The sequence below is a fragment of the Cellulosimicrobium cellulans genome (assembly GCF_007679345.1).
In the GTDB taxonomy this organism is placed as follows: domain Bacteria; phylum Actinomycetota; class Actinomycetes; order Actinomycetales; family Cellulomonadaceae; genus Cellulomonas; species Cellulomonas cellulans_A.
In genome coordinates this window covers 251380-266260 of record NZ_VEGH01000003.1, presented here as the reverse complement: position 1 = coordinate 266260, position 14881 = coordinate 251380, and the positions used below count along the sequence as shown (strand labels likewise).

Below are 14881 nucleotides of genomic sequence, written 5' to 3'. Positions count from 1 at the left end.
CCCCGTGACCGAGCAGACCCCCGCGCCCGAGCCCGCCGCCCCCACGCCGACGGGCGCCGACCAGCGCCGCGGCCTGCTGCGGGTGGGGGAGCGCGTCCAGCTGACCGACCCCCGCGGGCGGCTGCACACCATCACCCTCGCGCCGGGCGCCACCTTCCACACGCACAAGGGCTACTTCCGGCACGAGGAGCTCATCGGCGCTCCCGAGGGCACGACGGTGACGAGCTCCGGCGGCGTCGAGTACCTCGCCCTGCGCCCGCTGCTCAGCGACTACACGCTCTCGATGCCGCGCGGCGCGGCGGTGGTCTACCCGAAGGACGCCGGCCAGATCGTCGCGATGGCGGACATCTACCCGGGCGCCCGCGTGGTCGAGGCCGGCGTCGGCTCCGGCGCGCTCACGATGTCGCTGCTGCGCGCGGTCGGCGACGGCGGCCGGCTGCACTCCATCGAGCGCCGCGAGGACTTCGCCGCCATCGCCCGCGGCAACGTCGAGACGTTCTTCGGCGGCCCGCACCCCGCGTGGCGGCTGTCCGTCGGCGACCTGTCCGACGTGCTGCCCCTCGCCGAGGCGCCGGGGGAGGTCGACCGCGTCGTCCTCGACATGCTCGCGCCCTGGGAGAACCTCGACGCCGTCGCCACCGCCCTCGCCCCGGGCGGTGTGCTCATCGCCTACGTCGCCACCGCGACCCAGCTCTCCCGGCTCGCCGAGGACGTGCGCGCCGACGGCCGGTACACCGAGCCGCAGGCGTGGGAGTCCATGGTCCGCGGCTGGCACCTCGAGGGGCTCGCCGTCCGCCCGCAGCACCGGATGATCGGCCACACCGGCTTCCTGCTCACCACCCGCCGGCTCGCCGACGGCGTCCTGCCGCCGCTGCGCAAGCGCCGCCCCGCCAAGGGCTCCCAGCCGGGCGAGGCCGCGCTCGTCGACGAGGTCGGCGACGTCGTGACCAGCAGGTCCTTCCAGGAGGTGCCCGACGCCGAGTGGACCCCCGAGGCCCTCGGCGAGCGCGCGGTCTCGGACAAGAAGGTGCGCAAGGTGCGCCGCGACGTCGGCCAGGCGCCCGAGGCCGACTGAGCCCGCACGAGCCGCGGCGAGGCGCCGCGGCTCCGATTGACACGTGTGGTTAGGGTCTCCCCACGACAGCCCCACAGCGCCGTGAGGTCGACCCGCGATCGGAGGTACCGGCGATGACGGAACCGACAGCACGCGACCTGCAGCGCGAGCTCGCGCTCCTGGCCGCCAAGAACGAGCGCATGTCCGACGCGCTCGTGGCCGCGCGCGACCAGATCATCGAGCTCAAGCGCCAGATCGACGACCTCGCCAAGCCCCCGGGCACGTTCGCGACGTTCCTCACCGCGCGCGAGGACGGCACGGTCGACGTGGTGTCCTCGGGCCGCAAGATGCACGTGGGCGCCAGCCCCGCCATCGACGTCCACCGGCTGCGGCCGGGCCAGGAGGTCATGCTCAACGAGGCGCTCACGGTGGTGGAGGCCGGCGGCTACGAGCAGGTCGGCGAGCTGGTGACGGTCAAGGAGCTCATCGGGCGCGAGCGCGCGCTCGTCGTCGGGCGGGGCGACGAGGAGCGCGTCGTGCGGCTCGCCGGCCAGGTCCTGGACGGCTCCGTCCGCGTCGGCGACGCCCTCACCGTCGAGGCCCGCAGCGGCTTCGTGTTCGAGCGGGTCCCGCGGGCCGAGGTCGAGGACCTCGTGCTCGAGGAGGTCCCGGACATCGACTACGCCGACATCGGCGGCCTCGGCCCGCAGATCGAGCAGATCCGCGACGCCGTCGAGCTGCCGTTCCTGCACCCGGACCTGTTCCGGGAGCACGGCCTGAAGCCGCCGAAGGGCGTCCTGCTCTACGGCCCGCCCGGGTGCGGCAAGACGCTCATCGCGAAGGCGGTCGCGCACTCGCTCGCGGCGACCTCCGCCCGCGCCCGCGGTGAGGAGGTGGCCGAGGCCAAGTCGTACTTCCTCAACGTCAAGGGCCCCGAGCTGCTCAACAAGTACGTGGGGGAGACCGAGCGGCACATCCGGCTGATCTTCGCCCGCGCCCGCGAGAAGGCGTCCCAGGGGCACCCCGTCGTCGTGTTCTTCGACGAGATGGAGTCGCTGTTCCGCACCCGCGGCACCGGCGTGTCCAGCGACGTCGAGACCACGATCGTCCCGCAGCTCCTCGCCGAGATCGACGGCGTCGAGCGGCTGGAGAACGTCATCGTCATCGGCGCCTCCAACCGCGAGGACATGATCGACCCGGCCATCCTGCGTCCCGGGCGGCTCGACGTGAAGATCAAGATCGAGCGCCCCGACGCCGAGGGCGCCCGCGAGATCTTCGCCAAGTACCTCACCCCGGACCTGCCGATCCACGCCGACGACCTCGCCGAGCACCACGGCTCCACCGCCGCGGCCGTCGACGCGATGATCGCCCGCGCCGTCGAGCGGATGTACTCCGAGAACGAGGAGAACCGGTTCCTCGAGGTCACCTACGCCAGCGGCGACAAGGAGGTCCTGTACTTCAAGGACTTCAACTCCGGCGCGATGATCCAGAACGTCGTCGACCGCGCGAAGAAGTCGGCGATCAAGGACCTCCTCGCGACGGGCCAGCGCGGCCTGCGCGTCGAGCACGTCCTCACGGCGTGCGTCGACGAGTTCAAGGAGAACGAGGACCTGCCGAACACGACCAACCCCGACGACTGGGCGCGCATCTCCGGCAAGAAGGGGGAGCGCATCGTGTTCATCCGCACGATCGTCCAGGACAAGAAGGGCGAGGAGGCCTCGCGCCGGATCGAGAACGTGCAGAGCACGGGGCAGTACCTGTAGCGGTCCGGTCCCACCCGCCGACCAGGGCCCGCCGTCGACTCAGACGGCGGGCCCTGCTCGTGCACAGGGACCGCACAGCGCCGCGCGGCTCGATGGTCGTCCCCGGTTCGCCGGGCGTCCATCCCCGACCCGCGAGGTGCCCATGCCTGCCCCCGTCCTGTTCGCCGCCGATCTCGTCGCGATCGCCGTCCTGACCTTCGCCCTGTACTTCCCCCGGCACCGCCGGCGCGACCTCGTCGTCGCGTTCCTCGGCGTCAACGTCGGCGTCCTGGCCGTCGCGGGCGCCCTGTCGACCAGCACGGTCGGCGCGGGCCTCGGCCTGGGCCTGTTCGGCGTGCTGTCGATCATCCGGCTGCGGTCGTCCGAGATCGACCAGCGCGAGGTGGCGTACTACTTCGCGGCCCTGGCGCTGGGGCTCATCGGCGGGCTCGGCTCGTCGCTCGGCGCGCTGGCCCTCGCGCTCATGGCGATGGTCCTCGCGGCCCTGTACCTCGGCGACCACCCGCGGCTGCTGCGCGGGTACCGGCAGCAGGTCGTCGTGGTCGACCGCGCCTTCGGCGACCACGCCGCGCTCGTCGCGCACCTCGAGCAGCTGCTCGGCGCCCGGGTGCACGGCGCGACCTTGCAGCGGCTGGACCTCGTCGACGACACCACCGTCGTGGACGTGCGGTACGCCGCGCCGCCGGCGGGGTCGCGGGGCTCGGCCGGGTCGCGCCGCCCGGCGCCGTCGACCGCCACCGCGCCGGCCACGCATGTCGCGCACTCCGCGCCGGCCACGCACGCCGCGCCCGCCCCGGCGGCGGAGTCCGCCCCGACCCTGTCCGGGATCGCCCGGTGACCGCCGCCGGCCCCGCCGCGCCGCACCTCGCCGGCCTCGCGCACCTGCCCGCGGTCGGCCTCGACGAGCTCCAGGCCACGGCCGCGCTGCAGACCCGGGTCGACCGCAAGTACGTCCTCCCGCTCGACGCCCTGCATGACCTGGTGGCGGCCCTCCCGGACGGCACCCGCCGCCTGGTCATCGACGGCCGGGACGGCTTCGGGTACGAGTCCGTGTACTTCGACACCCCGGACCTCGACGCGTTCCACCTCGCCGCGGGCCGCCGGCGTCGCCGGTACAAGGTCCGGACCCGCACCTACACCGACACCGGCGGCTGCTGGCTGGAGGTGAAGACCCGCGGCCCGCGCGGCACCACCGTCAAGGACCGGCGGGAGCACGACGTCCGCGCCCGGGACGAGGTGGACGACGCGCTCGGGTTCGTCGTCGACACCCTGGCGGCCCACGGCGTCGCCCTCCCGGACCCGCGCTCCGGGGCCGAGCCCCTGCTCGCGCCGACGCTCACCACCCAGTACCGCCGCCGGACCCTGCACCTCCCGGACGGCGCGAGGCTCACCGTCGACACCGGGCTCGAGTGGCTCGGGGCGCGCTCCGCCGCGGCCCTGCCCGGGCACGCCGTCGTCGAGACCAAGAGCGTCGGCGGCGCGTCCGCCGCCGACCGCGCCCTGTGGTCCCTCGGCCACCGGCCGAGCCGCATCTCCAAGTACGCCACCGGGCTGGTCGTCCTCGACCCCGCCCTCGGCGGCCGGCCGTGGCGGCGCACCCTGCGCCGCTCGCTCGCCGCCTGACCCCCCCGCGCCGACCCCGCGGGCCCACCCCGCGCGACCCACGACCCCCGCCGCGCCACCCCGACCCCACGAAGGAGCCCACCGTGCGCCGACCCCGCCGCGTCATCGCCGTCCCCGCCGTCCTGCTGTCCCTCCTCCTCGCCGGCTGCACCGCCGACGCCCTCGCCGACACCAGCTCAGGGTCGTCCGGCACCTCCGCCGACGGCTCGACGAGCACCACCGTCACCGACGTCGCCGCCGGCGCCACCGCCGAGGAGGTGCTCGCCGCGAACGCCGACGTGCACGCGGTCGCCGACGCGGGCGCCGCGAGCGGCACGATCACCCTCGACGGCGACACCGCCACGTCGGACTCCGACGGCGTCACCGTCGACGGCTCCGTCGTCACGATCACCGCCGGTGGCATCTACACGATCACCGGCACCCTGGACGACGGCCGGGTCGTGGTCGATGCCGGCGACGCGGTCGTGCACCTGGTGCTCGACGGCGCCGACATCACCTCGTCGACCGGCGCCGCCCTCGTGGTCAGCAGCGCGGGGTCGGCGGAGGTCGAGCTCGCCGACGGCTCGGTCAACGCGCTGACCGACGCCGCCGCGTACGCCGACGCGGACGCCGAGGACGCGCCGAACGCCGCCCTGTTCAGCACCACCGACCTCACGATGACCGGCGACGGCGCCCTCACCGTCACCGGCAACGCGAACGACGGGATCACGTCGAAGGACGGCCTGGTGATCGAGTCCGGGCAGATCACCGTCGACGCCGTGGACGACGGCATCCGCGGAAAGGACTACCTCGTCGTCTCCGGCGGCACCCTCGACGTCACCGCGGGGGGCGACGGCCTGACGGCGGACGACGACGGCGACGCGACCGAGGGGTTCGTCGTCGTCTCCGGCGGCGACCTGACCGTCGAGGCCGACGGCGACGGCGTCGACGCCGAGACCGACGTCGTGGTCACCGGCGGCACACTCGACGTCACCGCGGGCGGCGGCAGCGGCACCGATCCGACCGACGAGACCTCGACCAAGGGCGTCAAGGGCTCCGCGAGCGTCGTCGTCGGCGGCGGCACGGTCACCGTCGAGTCCGCGGACGACGCCGTGCACTCCGACGGCATCGTGTCGATCACCGACGGCGACCTGACCCTGTCCAGCGGGGACGACGGGGTGCACGCCGACGCGGCCCTCGACGTCACCGGCGGCACGGTCGACGTGCTGACCTCGTACGAGGGCCTGGAGGCCGAGGCGATCACCCTCGCCGGCGGCGACATCGCGGTCGTCGCCTCCGACGACGGCATCAACGCGGCCAGCAGCGCCACGGGCTCCACCGAGGACGCCCAGGGCGACTGGGCCGGACCCGACGGCGGGTCCGCCGGCACCGCCGGCCTGACCGTCACGGGCGGGACCCTCGCGGTCGACGCGGGCGGCGACGGCCTCGACGCCAACGGCACGCTCACCATGTCCGGCGGCACCGTCGTCGTGAACGGGCCGACCGACGACGGCAACGGCGCGATCGACGCCGACAGCACCCCGTCCGTCACCGGCGGCACCCTCGTCGCCGCGGGTTCCTCCGGCATGGCCACGGCCCCTGGCACGGACGGCCAGGACTGGGTGTCCGCGACCTTCGACTCCGCGCAGGCAGCGGGCACCACCCTCGCCGTGGTCGACGCCGACGGCACCGTCGTGGCGACCTTCACGCCGACGAAGGACATCACCTCGCTCGTGATCTCGGCCGCCGGCCTCACGGCGGGGGAGCAGTACACCGTCGTGGCGGGCGCCACCGCGTCCGGGGACGCGGTCGCCGGGTACACGACGTCGGGCGACGCCTCGGGCGCGACCGAGGTGATCACCGTCACCGCGGGGGAGCACACCGCCGGGATGGGCGGGGGCGGCGGCGGCCAGGGCGCCGGCCGACCGGGCGCCAACGCCTGACCCGATCGGGGCCGCGAGTGGATCCCTCCGCGCGACCACGCCCAGACGTGTCGGGGCGGAGGGATCCATTCGCGCGCGGCGGTCGCCGACCACCGACCCCGACATAGGGTGGGCCGCGTGACCGTGCGCCGCGTGATGGGGATCGAGACCGAGTACGGCGTGCTGCAGCCCGGCCGCCCGACCGCCAACCCGATGCTCCTGTCCAGCCACGTGGTGGCCGTGCACGCCGCGGCCCGCCAGGGCGGCCGGGTCAAGGCCCGCTGGGACTACGACGACGAGGACCCGCTGCAGGACGCGCGGGGCTTCCACCTCCAGCGGGCCGCGGCCCACCCGTCCCTGCTCACGGACGACCCGGCGCGCCCCGCGCCGTCCGGCGACGCGCCCGCCGACGGCCCGCAGGAGGTGGCCCGGTCGCTCGTGGAGGAGTACGAGGACCCGGGCGCCGCGAACGTCATCCTCACCAACGGCGCCCGGCTGTACGTCGACCACGCGCACCCGGAGTACTCCTCGCCCGAGGTCACCAACCCCCTGGACGCGGTCCGGTGGGACCGCGCGGGGGAGCTCGTCATGCTGGCCTCCGTCCGGGCCCTGGCATCCACCCCGGCCCTGCCCGACGTGGCGCTGTACAAGAACAACGTCGACGGCAAGGGCGCCACCTACGGCACGCACGAGAACTTCCTCGTCGAGAGGTCCGTGCCCTTCGTCGACCTGGCCGCGCGCCTCACGCCGTTCCTCGTCACCCGGCAGGTGTTCACCGGTGCCGGGCGCGTCGGGATCGGCCAGCGCGGCGAGGAGGCCGGGTTCCAGCTCTCCCAGCGCGCCGACTACATGGAGGCGGAGGTCGGCCTCGAGACCACCCTGCGCCGCCCCATCGTCAACACCCGCGACGAGCCCCACGCCGACCCCGACAAGTGGCGCCGGCTGCACGTGATCATCGGCGACGCCAACCAGCTCGAGGTGGCCACCTACCTCAAGCTCGGCACCACCTCGCTCGTCCTGTGGCTCATCGAGCGCATCGCCGACGGCTCCGCCGCCGATCTCGGCCGCACCCTCGACCGTCTCGCCCTCGCCGACCCGGTCGGCTCGGTGCACGCCGTCAGCCACGACCTCGCCCTCACCCGGAAGCTGCACCTGGCCGACGGGCGGCTGCTCACGGCGATCGAGGTGCAGCAGGAGTACCTCGCCGCCGTGCGGACCGCGATCGGCCGCGCCGCCGTCGGCGGGGACGGCCCCGACGCCCAGACCGCCGACGTCCTCGCCCGGTGGGGCTCCCTGCTCGACCGGCTCGCCACCGACCCGGCCTCGTGCGCCCGCGAGGTCGAGTGGCTCGCCAAGATGCGGCTCCTCGAGGGCCTGCGCCGCCGCGACCACCTGGACTGGGACCACCCGCGCCTCGCCGCCGTCGACCTGCAGTGGTCCGACGTCCGGCCCGAGCGCGGCCTCTACCACCGGCTGGTCGAGGCCGGCGCGGTCGAGCGGCTCGTCGCCGACGAGGACGTGCGCGCCGCCGTCACCGACCCGCCGGAGGACACCCGCGCCTACTTCCGCGGCCGGACCATCGCCCGGTTCGGCGCCCACGTCTCCGCGGCCAGCTGGGACTCCGTCGTCTTCGACGTGCCCGGGGCGCCCACCCTCCAGCGCGTGCCCATGCGGGACCCCCTGCGCGGCACGCGGGCCCACGTCGAGGCCCTGCTCGAGTCCTCGCCGGACGTCGGCAGCCTGCTGGACGCGCTCGGCTCCTGACCCCGGGCGGCGACGCGCCCCGGCCCCACGGGAATGCGCGCCGACCAGGGCCTAGGGTGGTGGCACTGCGGGTCGCACGCCCAGCGCGCGCGGCCCGTGCCCGACTACCGCCGGAGGTGGACATGGCTGGTCAGGAGCGCGCTCGGGACCGTCGCGAGGACGACGAGCCGGTCGACGGGCCCGACGTCGAGCAGGCCACGGCGGCCGCGCAGCAGCGCGACGCCGAGGTCGACGCCCTCCTCGAGGAGATCGACGACGTCCTGGAGACCAACGCGGAGCAGTTCGTGCGCGGGTTCGTGCAGAAGGGCGGGCAGTGACGCGTGCCGACGGACCCGCTGATCCCGGCGGGGCGGCTGCCCGGGGCGTTCACCACCCCCGGGTCGTCCTCCTTCGTCGACTTCCTCGCCCAGCACGCCCCGGACCTGCTGCCCGGGCGGCGCACCCCGCTCCCGGTCGGTGACGTGACCCCCGGCGGCGCCGCACCGCACGCGACCACCATCGTGGCGCTGTCCTTCGCCGGCGGCGTCGTCATGGCCGGCGACCGGCGCGCCACCATGGGCTCCCAGATCGCCTCCCGGGACATCGAGAAGGTGTTCCCGGCCGACGAGTACTCCGCGATCGGCATCGCGGGGACCGCGGGGCTCGCCGTCGAGCTCGTCCGGCTGTTCCAGCTCGAGCTCGAGCACTACGAGAAGATCGAGGGCACCCTGCTCTCGCTCGACGGCAAGGCCAACCGGCTCGCCACGATGATCCGCGGCAACCTCGGCCTCGCCCTGCAGGGCCTCGCCGTCGTCCCGCTGTTCGCCGGCTTCGACCTCGACCGCGGCACGGGGCGGATCTTCTCCTACGACGTCACCGGTGGCCGGTACGAGGAGCACCAGCACCACAGCGTCGGCTCCGGCTCCGTGTTCGCGCGCGGCTCCCTGAAGAAGCTGTGGCGACCCGGGCTCGGCGCCGACGACGCCGTCCGCGTCGCCGTCGAGGCCCTCGTCGACGCCGCGGACGACGACTCCGCGACCGGCGGGCCCGACACCTCCCGGCGGATCTGGCCCGTCGTCGCCACCGTCACCGCGGCCGGCTACCTGCGGGTGCCTCAGGACGCCCTGGGCGAGGTGGTGTCCCGGGTGCTGGCCGACCGCGCCGAGCAGCACGCCCGCGCCCGTGCGCAGGAGGAGGCCGACCGATGAGCATGCCGTTCTACGTCTCGCCCGAGCAGCTGATGAAGGACCGGGCCGACTACGCGCGCAAGGGCATCGCCCGCGGCCGCTCCGTCGTCGTCCTGGCCTACGAGGACGGCATCGCCTTCGCGACCGAGAACCCGTCCCGCGCGCTGCACAAGGTCTCCGAGATCTACGACCGCATCGCGTTCGCCGCCGTCGGCAAGTACAACGAGTTCGAGAACCTGCGCGTCGCCGGCGTCCGGTACGCCGACTTGCGCGGCTACTCCTACGACCGGCGGGACGTCAACGCGCGCGGCCTCGCCAACGCGTACGCCCAGACCCTCGGCACCGTCTTCACCACCGAGTCCAAGCCGCTCGAGGTCGAGATCGTCGTCGCCGAGGTCGGCGAGGACGCCGCGACCGACCAGATCTACCGGCTGTCCTACGACGGCTCCGTCGCCGACGAGCGCGGCTTCGTCGTCATGGGCGGCCAGGCCGAGCGGCTGCGCGAGGAGGTCGCCGGGGCCTGGACGCCCGGCATGCCGCTGGCCGACGTCCTGCAGCTCGCCGTCCGGGTGCTCGGCACCCCCGCGGACGGGGCCGACGAGGACGACCGCCGCGTCATCCCCGCCGCCCAGCTCGAGGTCGCGGTCCTCGACCGCACGCGCCCGCGCCGCGCGTTCCGGCGCCTGTCCGGCGTGGTCCTGGAGGACCTGCTGGGCTCGGCCGCAGCACCCGACCTGCCCTGAGGAGCCACCCCATGGACCGACGCATCTTCGGCCTGGAGACCGAGTACGGCGTCACCTGCGCCGCCGAGGACGGTCGCGGCCTGTCCGCCGACGAGGTCGCGCGCTACCTGTTCCGCAAGGTCGTCGCGTGGGGGCGGTCCTCCAACGTCTTCCTGCGCAACGGCTCCCGGCTGTACCTCGACGTCGGCTCGCACCCCGAGTACGCCACCGCCGAGTGCGACGACTGGCGCCAGCTGGTCACGCACGACCGGGCGGGGGAGCGGATCCTCGAGGGCCTCGTCGCCGACGCCCAGCAGCGCCTCGAGCACGAGGGCCTGTCCGGGCGCATCCACCTGTTCAAGAACAACACCGACTCCGCCGGCAACTCCTACGGCTGCCACGAGAACTACCTCGTGCGCCGGCAGGGCGACTTCGCCCGGCTGTCGGACGTCCTCGTGCCGTTCCTCATCACCCGGCAGATCCTCACCGGCGCCGGCAAGGTCCTCGCCACCCCGCGCGGCGCGGTGTTCTGCCTGTCCCAGCGCGCCGACCACATCTGGGAGTCCGTGTCCTCGGCCACCACCCGGTCCCGGCCGATCATCAACACCCGCGACGAGCCGCACGCCGACGCCGAGCACTACCGCCGGCTGCACGTCATCGTCGGCGACTCCTCCATGTCCGAGACCACGACCATGCTCAAGGTCGGCTCCACCGACCTCGTCCTGCGGCTCGTCGAGGCCGGCCTGCCCATGCGCGACCTCACGCTGGAGAACCCCATCCGGGCCATCCGGGAGATCAGCCACGACCTCACCGGCATGCACCCCGTCACCCTCGTCACCGGGCGGACCGTCACCGCCGTGGACCTGCAGGAGGAGTACCTCGGCCGCGTCCAGGACTGGGTCGGCGCCGAGACCGACGCCGGCCCCGAGGTCAAGCAGGTCCTCGACCTCTGGGAGCGCGGCCTGCGCGCCCTGCGCACCGGCGACCTGTCGCTCGTCGAGCGCGAGCTCGACTGGGTCATCAAGTACCGGCTCATCGAGCGCTACCGCGCCAAGCACAACCTGGACCTGTCCGACGTCCGGGTGGCCCGCATGGACCTGGCGTACCACGACATCTCCCGCACCGAGGGTCTGTACAACCTGCTCGCCCAGCGCGGGCTCGTCGAGCGCGTCACCACCGACGTCGAGGTCTTCGAGGCCACCTCCGTCCCCCCGCAGACCACGCGCGCCAAGCTCCGGGGCGAGTTCGTGCAGGCCGCCCAGGAGGCCCGCCGCGACTACACCGTCGACTGGGTGCACCTCAAGCTCAACGACCAGGCCCAGCGCACCGTCCTGTGCAAGGACCCCTTCCGCAACGTCGACGACCGGGTGGAGCGGCTCATCGAGTCCATGTGACCCGGCCGGCCGCCTGCGCCGGGTGCGCCCGGGGTCTTCACCGGACCCGACCCAGGGGTCGGCCGGAGGGGCCCGCGCGGACCCGTACAGTGGGCGCGCACCTTGCAGGACCCTCGGAAGGAACGACGTGCGACGACTCGTGGCCGCCTGCGCCGCCGCGGCGATGCTGCTGCTCGCGGCCTGCACCTCGCCGGACCCGGCGCCCCCGGAGGTCGTCGTCACCGGCGACGCCGGCAGCGCCCCGACCGTCACCTACCGCACCCCGCTGAGCGTCACCGAGGCCGTGCACGAGGTCGTCTGGCCCGGTACCGGGCCCGACCTCGTCGAGGGCCGGCCCGTCCTGCTGGACTTCTGGCTCGAGGACGCCTCCGACGCCTCCCTCGTCAAGGAGTCCTACTCCTCCAGCCCCACCCCGCGGCTCCTCACCGAGGAGGACCTCGGCAAGGACCTGTACGCCACCCTGTCCGGCCAGAAGGTCGGGGCGCGGCTGCTCCAGATCAGCCCGGCCTCCGACGCCAGCGCGTCGTCCTACCCGACGGTCACCGTCCTCGACGTCCTGCCCATCCGCGCCTCCGGCGAGCCCGTCACCCCGCGCGAGGGCATGCCCGCCGTCACCCTCGACGACGACGGTGCCCCGTCCCTCGCGCCCACCGGGACCGAGCCGCCGTCCGACCTCGTCGTCCAGCCGCTGATCCGCGGCACCGGCGCCCAGGTCTCCGAGGGCGACGTCATCACCGTCCAGTTCACCGGGTTCGTCTGGTCCACCGGCGAGGCCTTCGACTCCACCTGGACCAACGGCAGCCCCAACACGTTCCGGCTCGAGGACGTCCCCGCGTGGTCCGAGGCCCTCGTCGAGCAGACCGTCGGCAGCCAGGTCATGGTCGTCGTCCCGCCGTCCTACGGCCTCGGCGCCACCCAGAGCGAGGAGCTCCAGGGCCAGACCATCGTGTTCGTCATCGACCTGCTCGCCACCCGCGCACCCGCCGCGGCCGAGGGCAGCGACCCGGGCGCCACCGCCGCGCCGGAAGGGGAGTGAGCGTGTCCGTCGCCCTCCGGGTGATCCCGTGCCTCGACGTCGACGCCGGCCGCGTCGTCAAGGGCGTCAACTTCGCGAACCTGCGCGACGCCGGCGACCCCGTCGAGCTCGCGCGCAGGTACGACGCCGAGGGCGCCGACGAGGTCACCTTCCTCGACGTCTCCGCCTCCTCCGGCGACCGCGAGACCACCTACGACGTCGTCCGGCGCACCGCCGAGGAGGTCTTCGTCCCCCTCACCGTCGGCGGCGGCGTCCGGTCCGCCGACGACGTCGACCGGCTCCTGCGTGCCGGTGCGGACAAGGTCGGCGTCAACACCGCCGCCATCGCGCGGCCCGAGCTCATCGCCGAGATCGCCCAGCGGTTCGGCAGCCAGGTGCTGACCCTGTCCGTCGACGCCCGTCGCGTCACCGGGGACACCCGCACCGACTCCGGGTACGAGGTCACCACCCACGGCGGGCGGCAGGGCACCGGCATCGACGCCGTCGCGTGGGCCGTCCGCGCCGCCGAGCTCGGCGCGGGGGAGATCCTGCTCAACTCCATGGACGCCGACGGCACCGAGGCCGGCTTCGACCTCGAGATGCTGCGCGACGTCCGGCGCGAGGTCCGCATCCCGCTCATCGCCTCCGGCGGCGCCGGCACCGTCGAGCACTTCGCCGCCGCGGCCGACGCGGGCGCCGACGCCGTGCTCGCCGCCAGCGTCTTCCACTTCGGGCAGCTCACCGTGGGTCAGGTCAAGGAGCACCTGCGGGCCACGGGGCACACCGTGCGGTGACGCGCGTCTGACGTCCGCCGAACGCCTGCGCGGCTCGATCCGTTCTGGCACAGTCAGGACATGCGAAGCGCCGACGCCTCGACGAGCCGGCTCCGGACCTCCGTCGCGGCCGGGGTGGTTCTCGCCGTCTGCGGGGTGGTCCTCGCCGTCCTCGCCGTCCAGGACGGGCGGAACCTGTCGCTGGCCATCGCGTGCCTCCAGGTCGCCGCCGCGGTGTGGATCCTCGTGGACAACAGCCGGGAGCTCCGGCGGCGCGGGGCCGTCCGCGACCGGTGAGGTGCGGCCCAGCGCCCGGGGAGGGCACGATGGGGCGATGCAGCGCATCGGACTGACCGGGGGGATCGCGGCCGGCAAGTCGGTCGCGGCCGAGCGCCTCGCCGCGCGGGGTGCGGTCCTCATCGACTACGACCTGCTGTCCCGGGACGCCGTCGCGCCGGGCTCCGCCGGGCTCGCGAGCGTCGTCGAGGCCTTCGGCGAGGGCGTCCTCCTGCCCGACGGCAGCCTCGACCGGCCCGCGCTCGGTGCGGTGGTCTTCGCCGACGCGGGTGCACGGGAGAGGCTCAACGGCATCGTGCACCCCGTCGTGCGCCGGCTCGCCGCCGAGCGGGAGGCCGCCGCAGCGACCGCCGATCCGGGAGCCGTCGTGGTGCACGACGTGCCGCTGCTCGTCGAGACCGGCCGCGCCGACGCGTTCCACCTCGTCGTCCTCGTGCACACCCCGGCCGTCCTGCGCGTCGAGCGCCTCGTCCGGGCCCGGGGCCTCGAGCGCGACGAGGCAGAACGGCGCATCGCCGCCCAGGCGACCGACGACCAGCGCATCGCCGTCGCCGACGTCGTGCTGGACGGCTCCGGCGCACCGGAGGACCTGCAGCGGCAGGTGGACGAGCTGTGGGACCGGCTCGCCGCCGAGCGGCACGACGAGCAGGAGGTGGACGCCCCGTGAGCGGAGGCGGCGCCGTGACGACCGACGACGCGGCCACCGAGGGCGGGAAGGCCGTGCCGACGGTGCTGCTCACCGGGTTCGAGCCGTTCGAGCAGCAGGAGGTCAACGCCTCCTGGGCCGCCGTCCGGGCGGTGGCGGAGTCCTGGGACCAGGCCGGCGAGGGCGCGGCCCTCGTCACCGCCCTCCTGCCCGTCTCGTTCGCCCGTGCCCCGCGGCGGCTCGCCGAGCTGCTGCGCGACGTCCGGCCTGCTCTGGTCGTCGCCGTCGGTGAGGCGGGGGGACGCTCGGCGGTCTCCGTCGAGCGCGTCGCGGTCAACGTGCAGGACGCGCGCATCCCCGACGAGGACGGCGCCCAGCCCGTCGACGAGCCCGTCGTCCCCGGTGGCGACTCCGCATACTTCTCCACCCTGCCGGTGAAGGCGTGCCTGACCGCGCTGCGGGATGCGGGTGTCCCGGGCGAGGTGTCCAACACCGCCGGCACCTTCGTCTGCAACACCGTCGCGTACGCCCTCGCCGACCAGCTGGCCGCCGGGCACGCCCCGGGGGCGCGCGGCGGGTTCGTCCACGTGCCGCGGCTGCCCGAGCAGGTGCCCGCGGGCGCGGCGTCGCTCGGCGTCGCGGCGGCGGCGGAAGGGCTCCGGGCCGTGCTGCGCGCAGCGCTGCGCACCACGGAGGACGTGCGGCTGGCGGCGGGCACACTCGCCTGACGCTCGGCACGTGCCGACGGCGACCGGCGTCAGGG

15 protein-coding genes are annotated in these 14881 nt (G+C 74.6%); all 15 read left to right on the top strand.

The window, feature by feature from the left end:
* Positions 1-4 precede the first annotated feature (4 nt).
* Positions 5-1075 carry a tRNA (adenine-N1)-methyltransferase gene (locus FS882_RS05735; RefSeq protein ID WP_158371797.1) on the top strand — a complete coding sequence of 357 codons (1071 nt, stop codon included), beginning with the start codon at positions 5-7 and terminating at the stop codon, positions 1073-1075.
* Positions 1076-1188: 113 nt separating this feature from the next.
* On the top strand, positions 1189-2817 hold the full coding sequence (arc, locus tag FS882_RS05730) for a proteasome ATPase (RefSeq protein ID WP_158371795.1): 1629 nt from the start codon (positions 1189-1191) through the stop codon (positions 2815-2817).
* A gap of 142 nt (positions 2818-2959) precedes the next feature.
* Positions 2960-3655, top strand: coding sequence for a DUF4956 domain-containing protein (locus FS882_RS05725; protein ID WP_158371793.1), 696 nt, complete (start codon positions 2960-2962; stop codon positions 3653-3655).
* Positions 3652-4440, top strand: coding sequence for a polyphosphate polymerase domain-containing protein (locus FS882_RS05720; protein WP_158371791.1), 789 nt, complete (start codon positions 3652-3654; stop codon positions 4438-4440). The genes FS882_RS05725 and FS882_RS05720 overlap by 4 nt, the downstream gene beginning before the upstream one ends.
* 83 nt (positions 4441-4523) lie before the next feature.
* Positions 4524-6362, top strand: coding sequence for a carbohydrate-binding domain-containing protein (locus FS882_RS05715; protein WP_158371789.1), 1839 nt, complete (start codon positions 4524-4526; stop codon positions 6360-6362).
* Positions 6363-6479: 117 nt separating this feature from the next.
* Positions 6480-8105, top strand: a complete 1626-nt coding sequence (gene dop / locus FS882_RS05710; protein ID WP_158371787.1) for a depupylase/deamidase Dop — start codon at positions 6480-6482, stop codon at positions 8103-8105.
* A 122-nt stretch (positions 8106-8227) separates the two neighbouring features.
* Positions 8228-8422, top strand: coding sequence for a ubiquitin-like protein Pup (locus tag FS882_RS05705; RefSeq protein ID WP_146837158.1), 195 nt, complete (start codon positions 8228-8230; stop codon positions 8420-8422).
* 3 nt (positions 8423-8425) lie between these two features.
* Positions 8426-9292: a proteasome subunit beta gene (prcB, locus tag FS882_RS05700; RefSeq protein ID WP_410053264.1), complete on the top strand. Its 867-nt coding sequence runs from the start codon at positions 8426-8428 to the stop codon at positions 9290-9292.
* Positions 9289-10014 carry a proteasome subunit alpha gene (gene prcA / locus FS882_RS05695; RefSeq protein WP_158371785.1) on the top strand — a complete coding sequence of 242 codons (726 nt, stop codon included), beginning with the start codon at positions 9289-9291 and terminating at the stop codon, positions 10012-10014. The genes prcB and prcA overlap by 4 nt, the downstream gene beginning before the upstream one ends.
* A gap of 11 nt (positions 10015-10025) precedes the next feature.
* Positions 10026-11387, top strand: coding sequence for a Pup--protein ligase (gene pafA / locus FS882_RS05690; RefSeq protein WP_158371778.1), 1362 nt, complete (start codon positions 10026-10028; stop codon positions 11385-11387).
* A 127-nt stretch (positions 11388-11514) separates the two neighbouring features.
* Positions 11515-12423: an FKBP-type peptidyl-prolyl cis-trans isomerase gene (locus FS882_RS05685; RefSeq protein WP_158371769.1), complete on the top strand. Its 909-nt coding sequence runs from the start codon at positions 11515-11517 to the stop codon at positions 12421-12423.
* Positions 12424-12425: 2 nt separating this feature from the next.
* Positions 12426-13196, top strand: coding sequence for an imidazole glycerol phosphate synthase subunit HisF (gene hisF, locus FS882_RS05680; RefSeq protein ID WP_158371767.1), 771 nt, complete (start codon positions 12426-12428; stop codon positions 13194-13196).
* A 60-nt stretch (positions 13197-13256) separates the two neighbouring features.
* Positions 13257-13472: a hypothetical protein gene (locus FS882_RS05675; RefSeq protein WP_158371765.1), complete on the top strand. Its 216-nt coding sequence runs from the start codon at positions 13257-13259 to the stop codon at positions 13470-13472.
* A gap of 37 nt (positions 13473-13509) precedes the next feature.
* On the top strand, positions 13510-14139 hold the full coding sequence (gene coaE / locus FS882_RS05670) for a dephospho-CoA kinase (RefSeq protein WP_158371763.1): 630 nt from the start codon (positions 13510-13512) through the stop codon (positions 14137-14139).
* 14 nt (positions 14140-14153) lie between these two features.
* The gene (gene pcp / locus FS882_RS05665; protein ID WP_262348090.1) at positions 14154-14846 is read left to right on the top strand and encodes a pyroglutamyl-peptidase I; all 693 of its coding nucleotides are present in this window, start codon (positions 14154-14156) and stop codon (positions 14844-14846) included.
* The last annotated feature ends 35 nt before the right edge of the window (positions 14847-14881 follow it).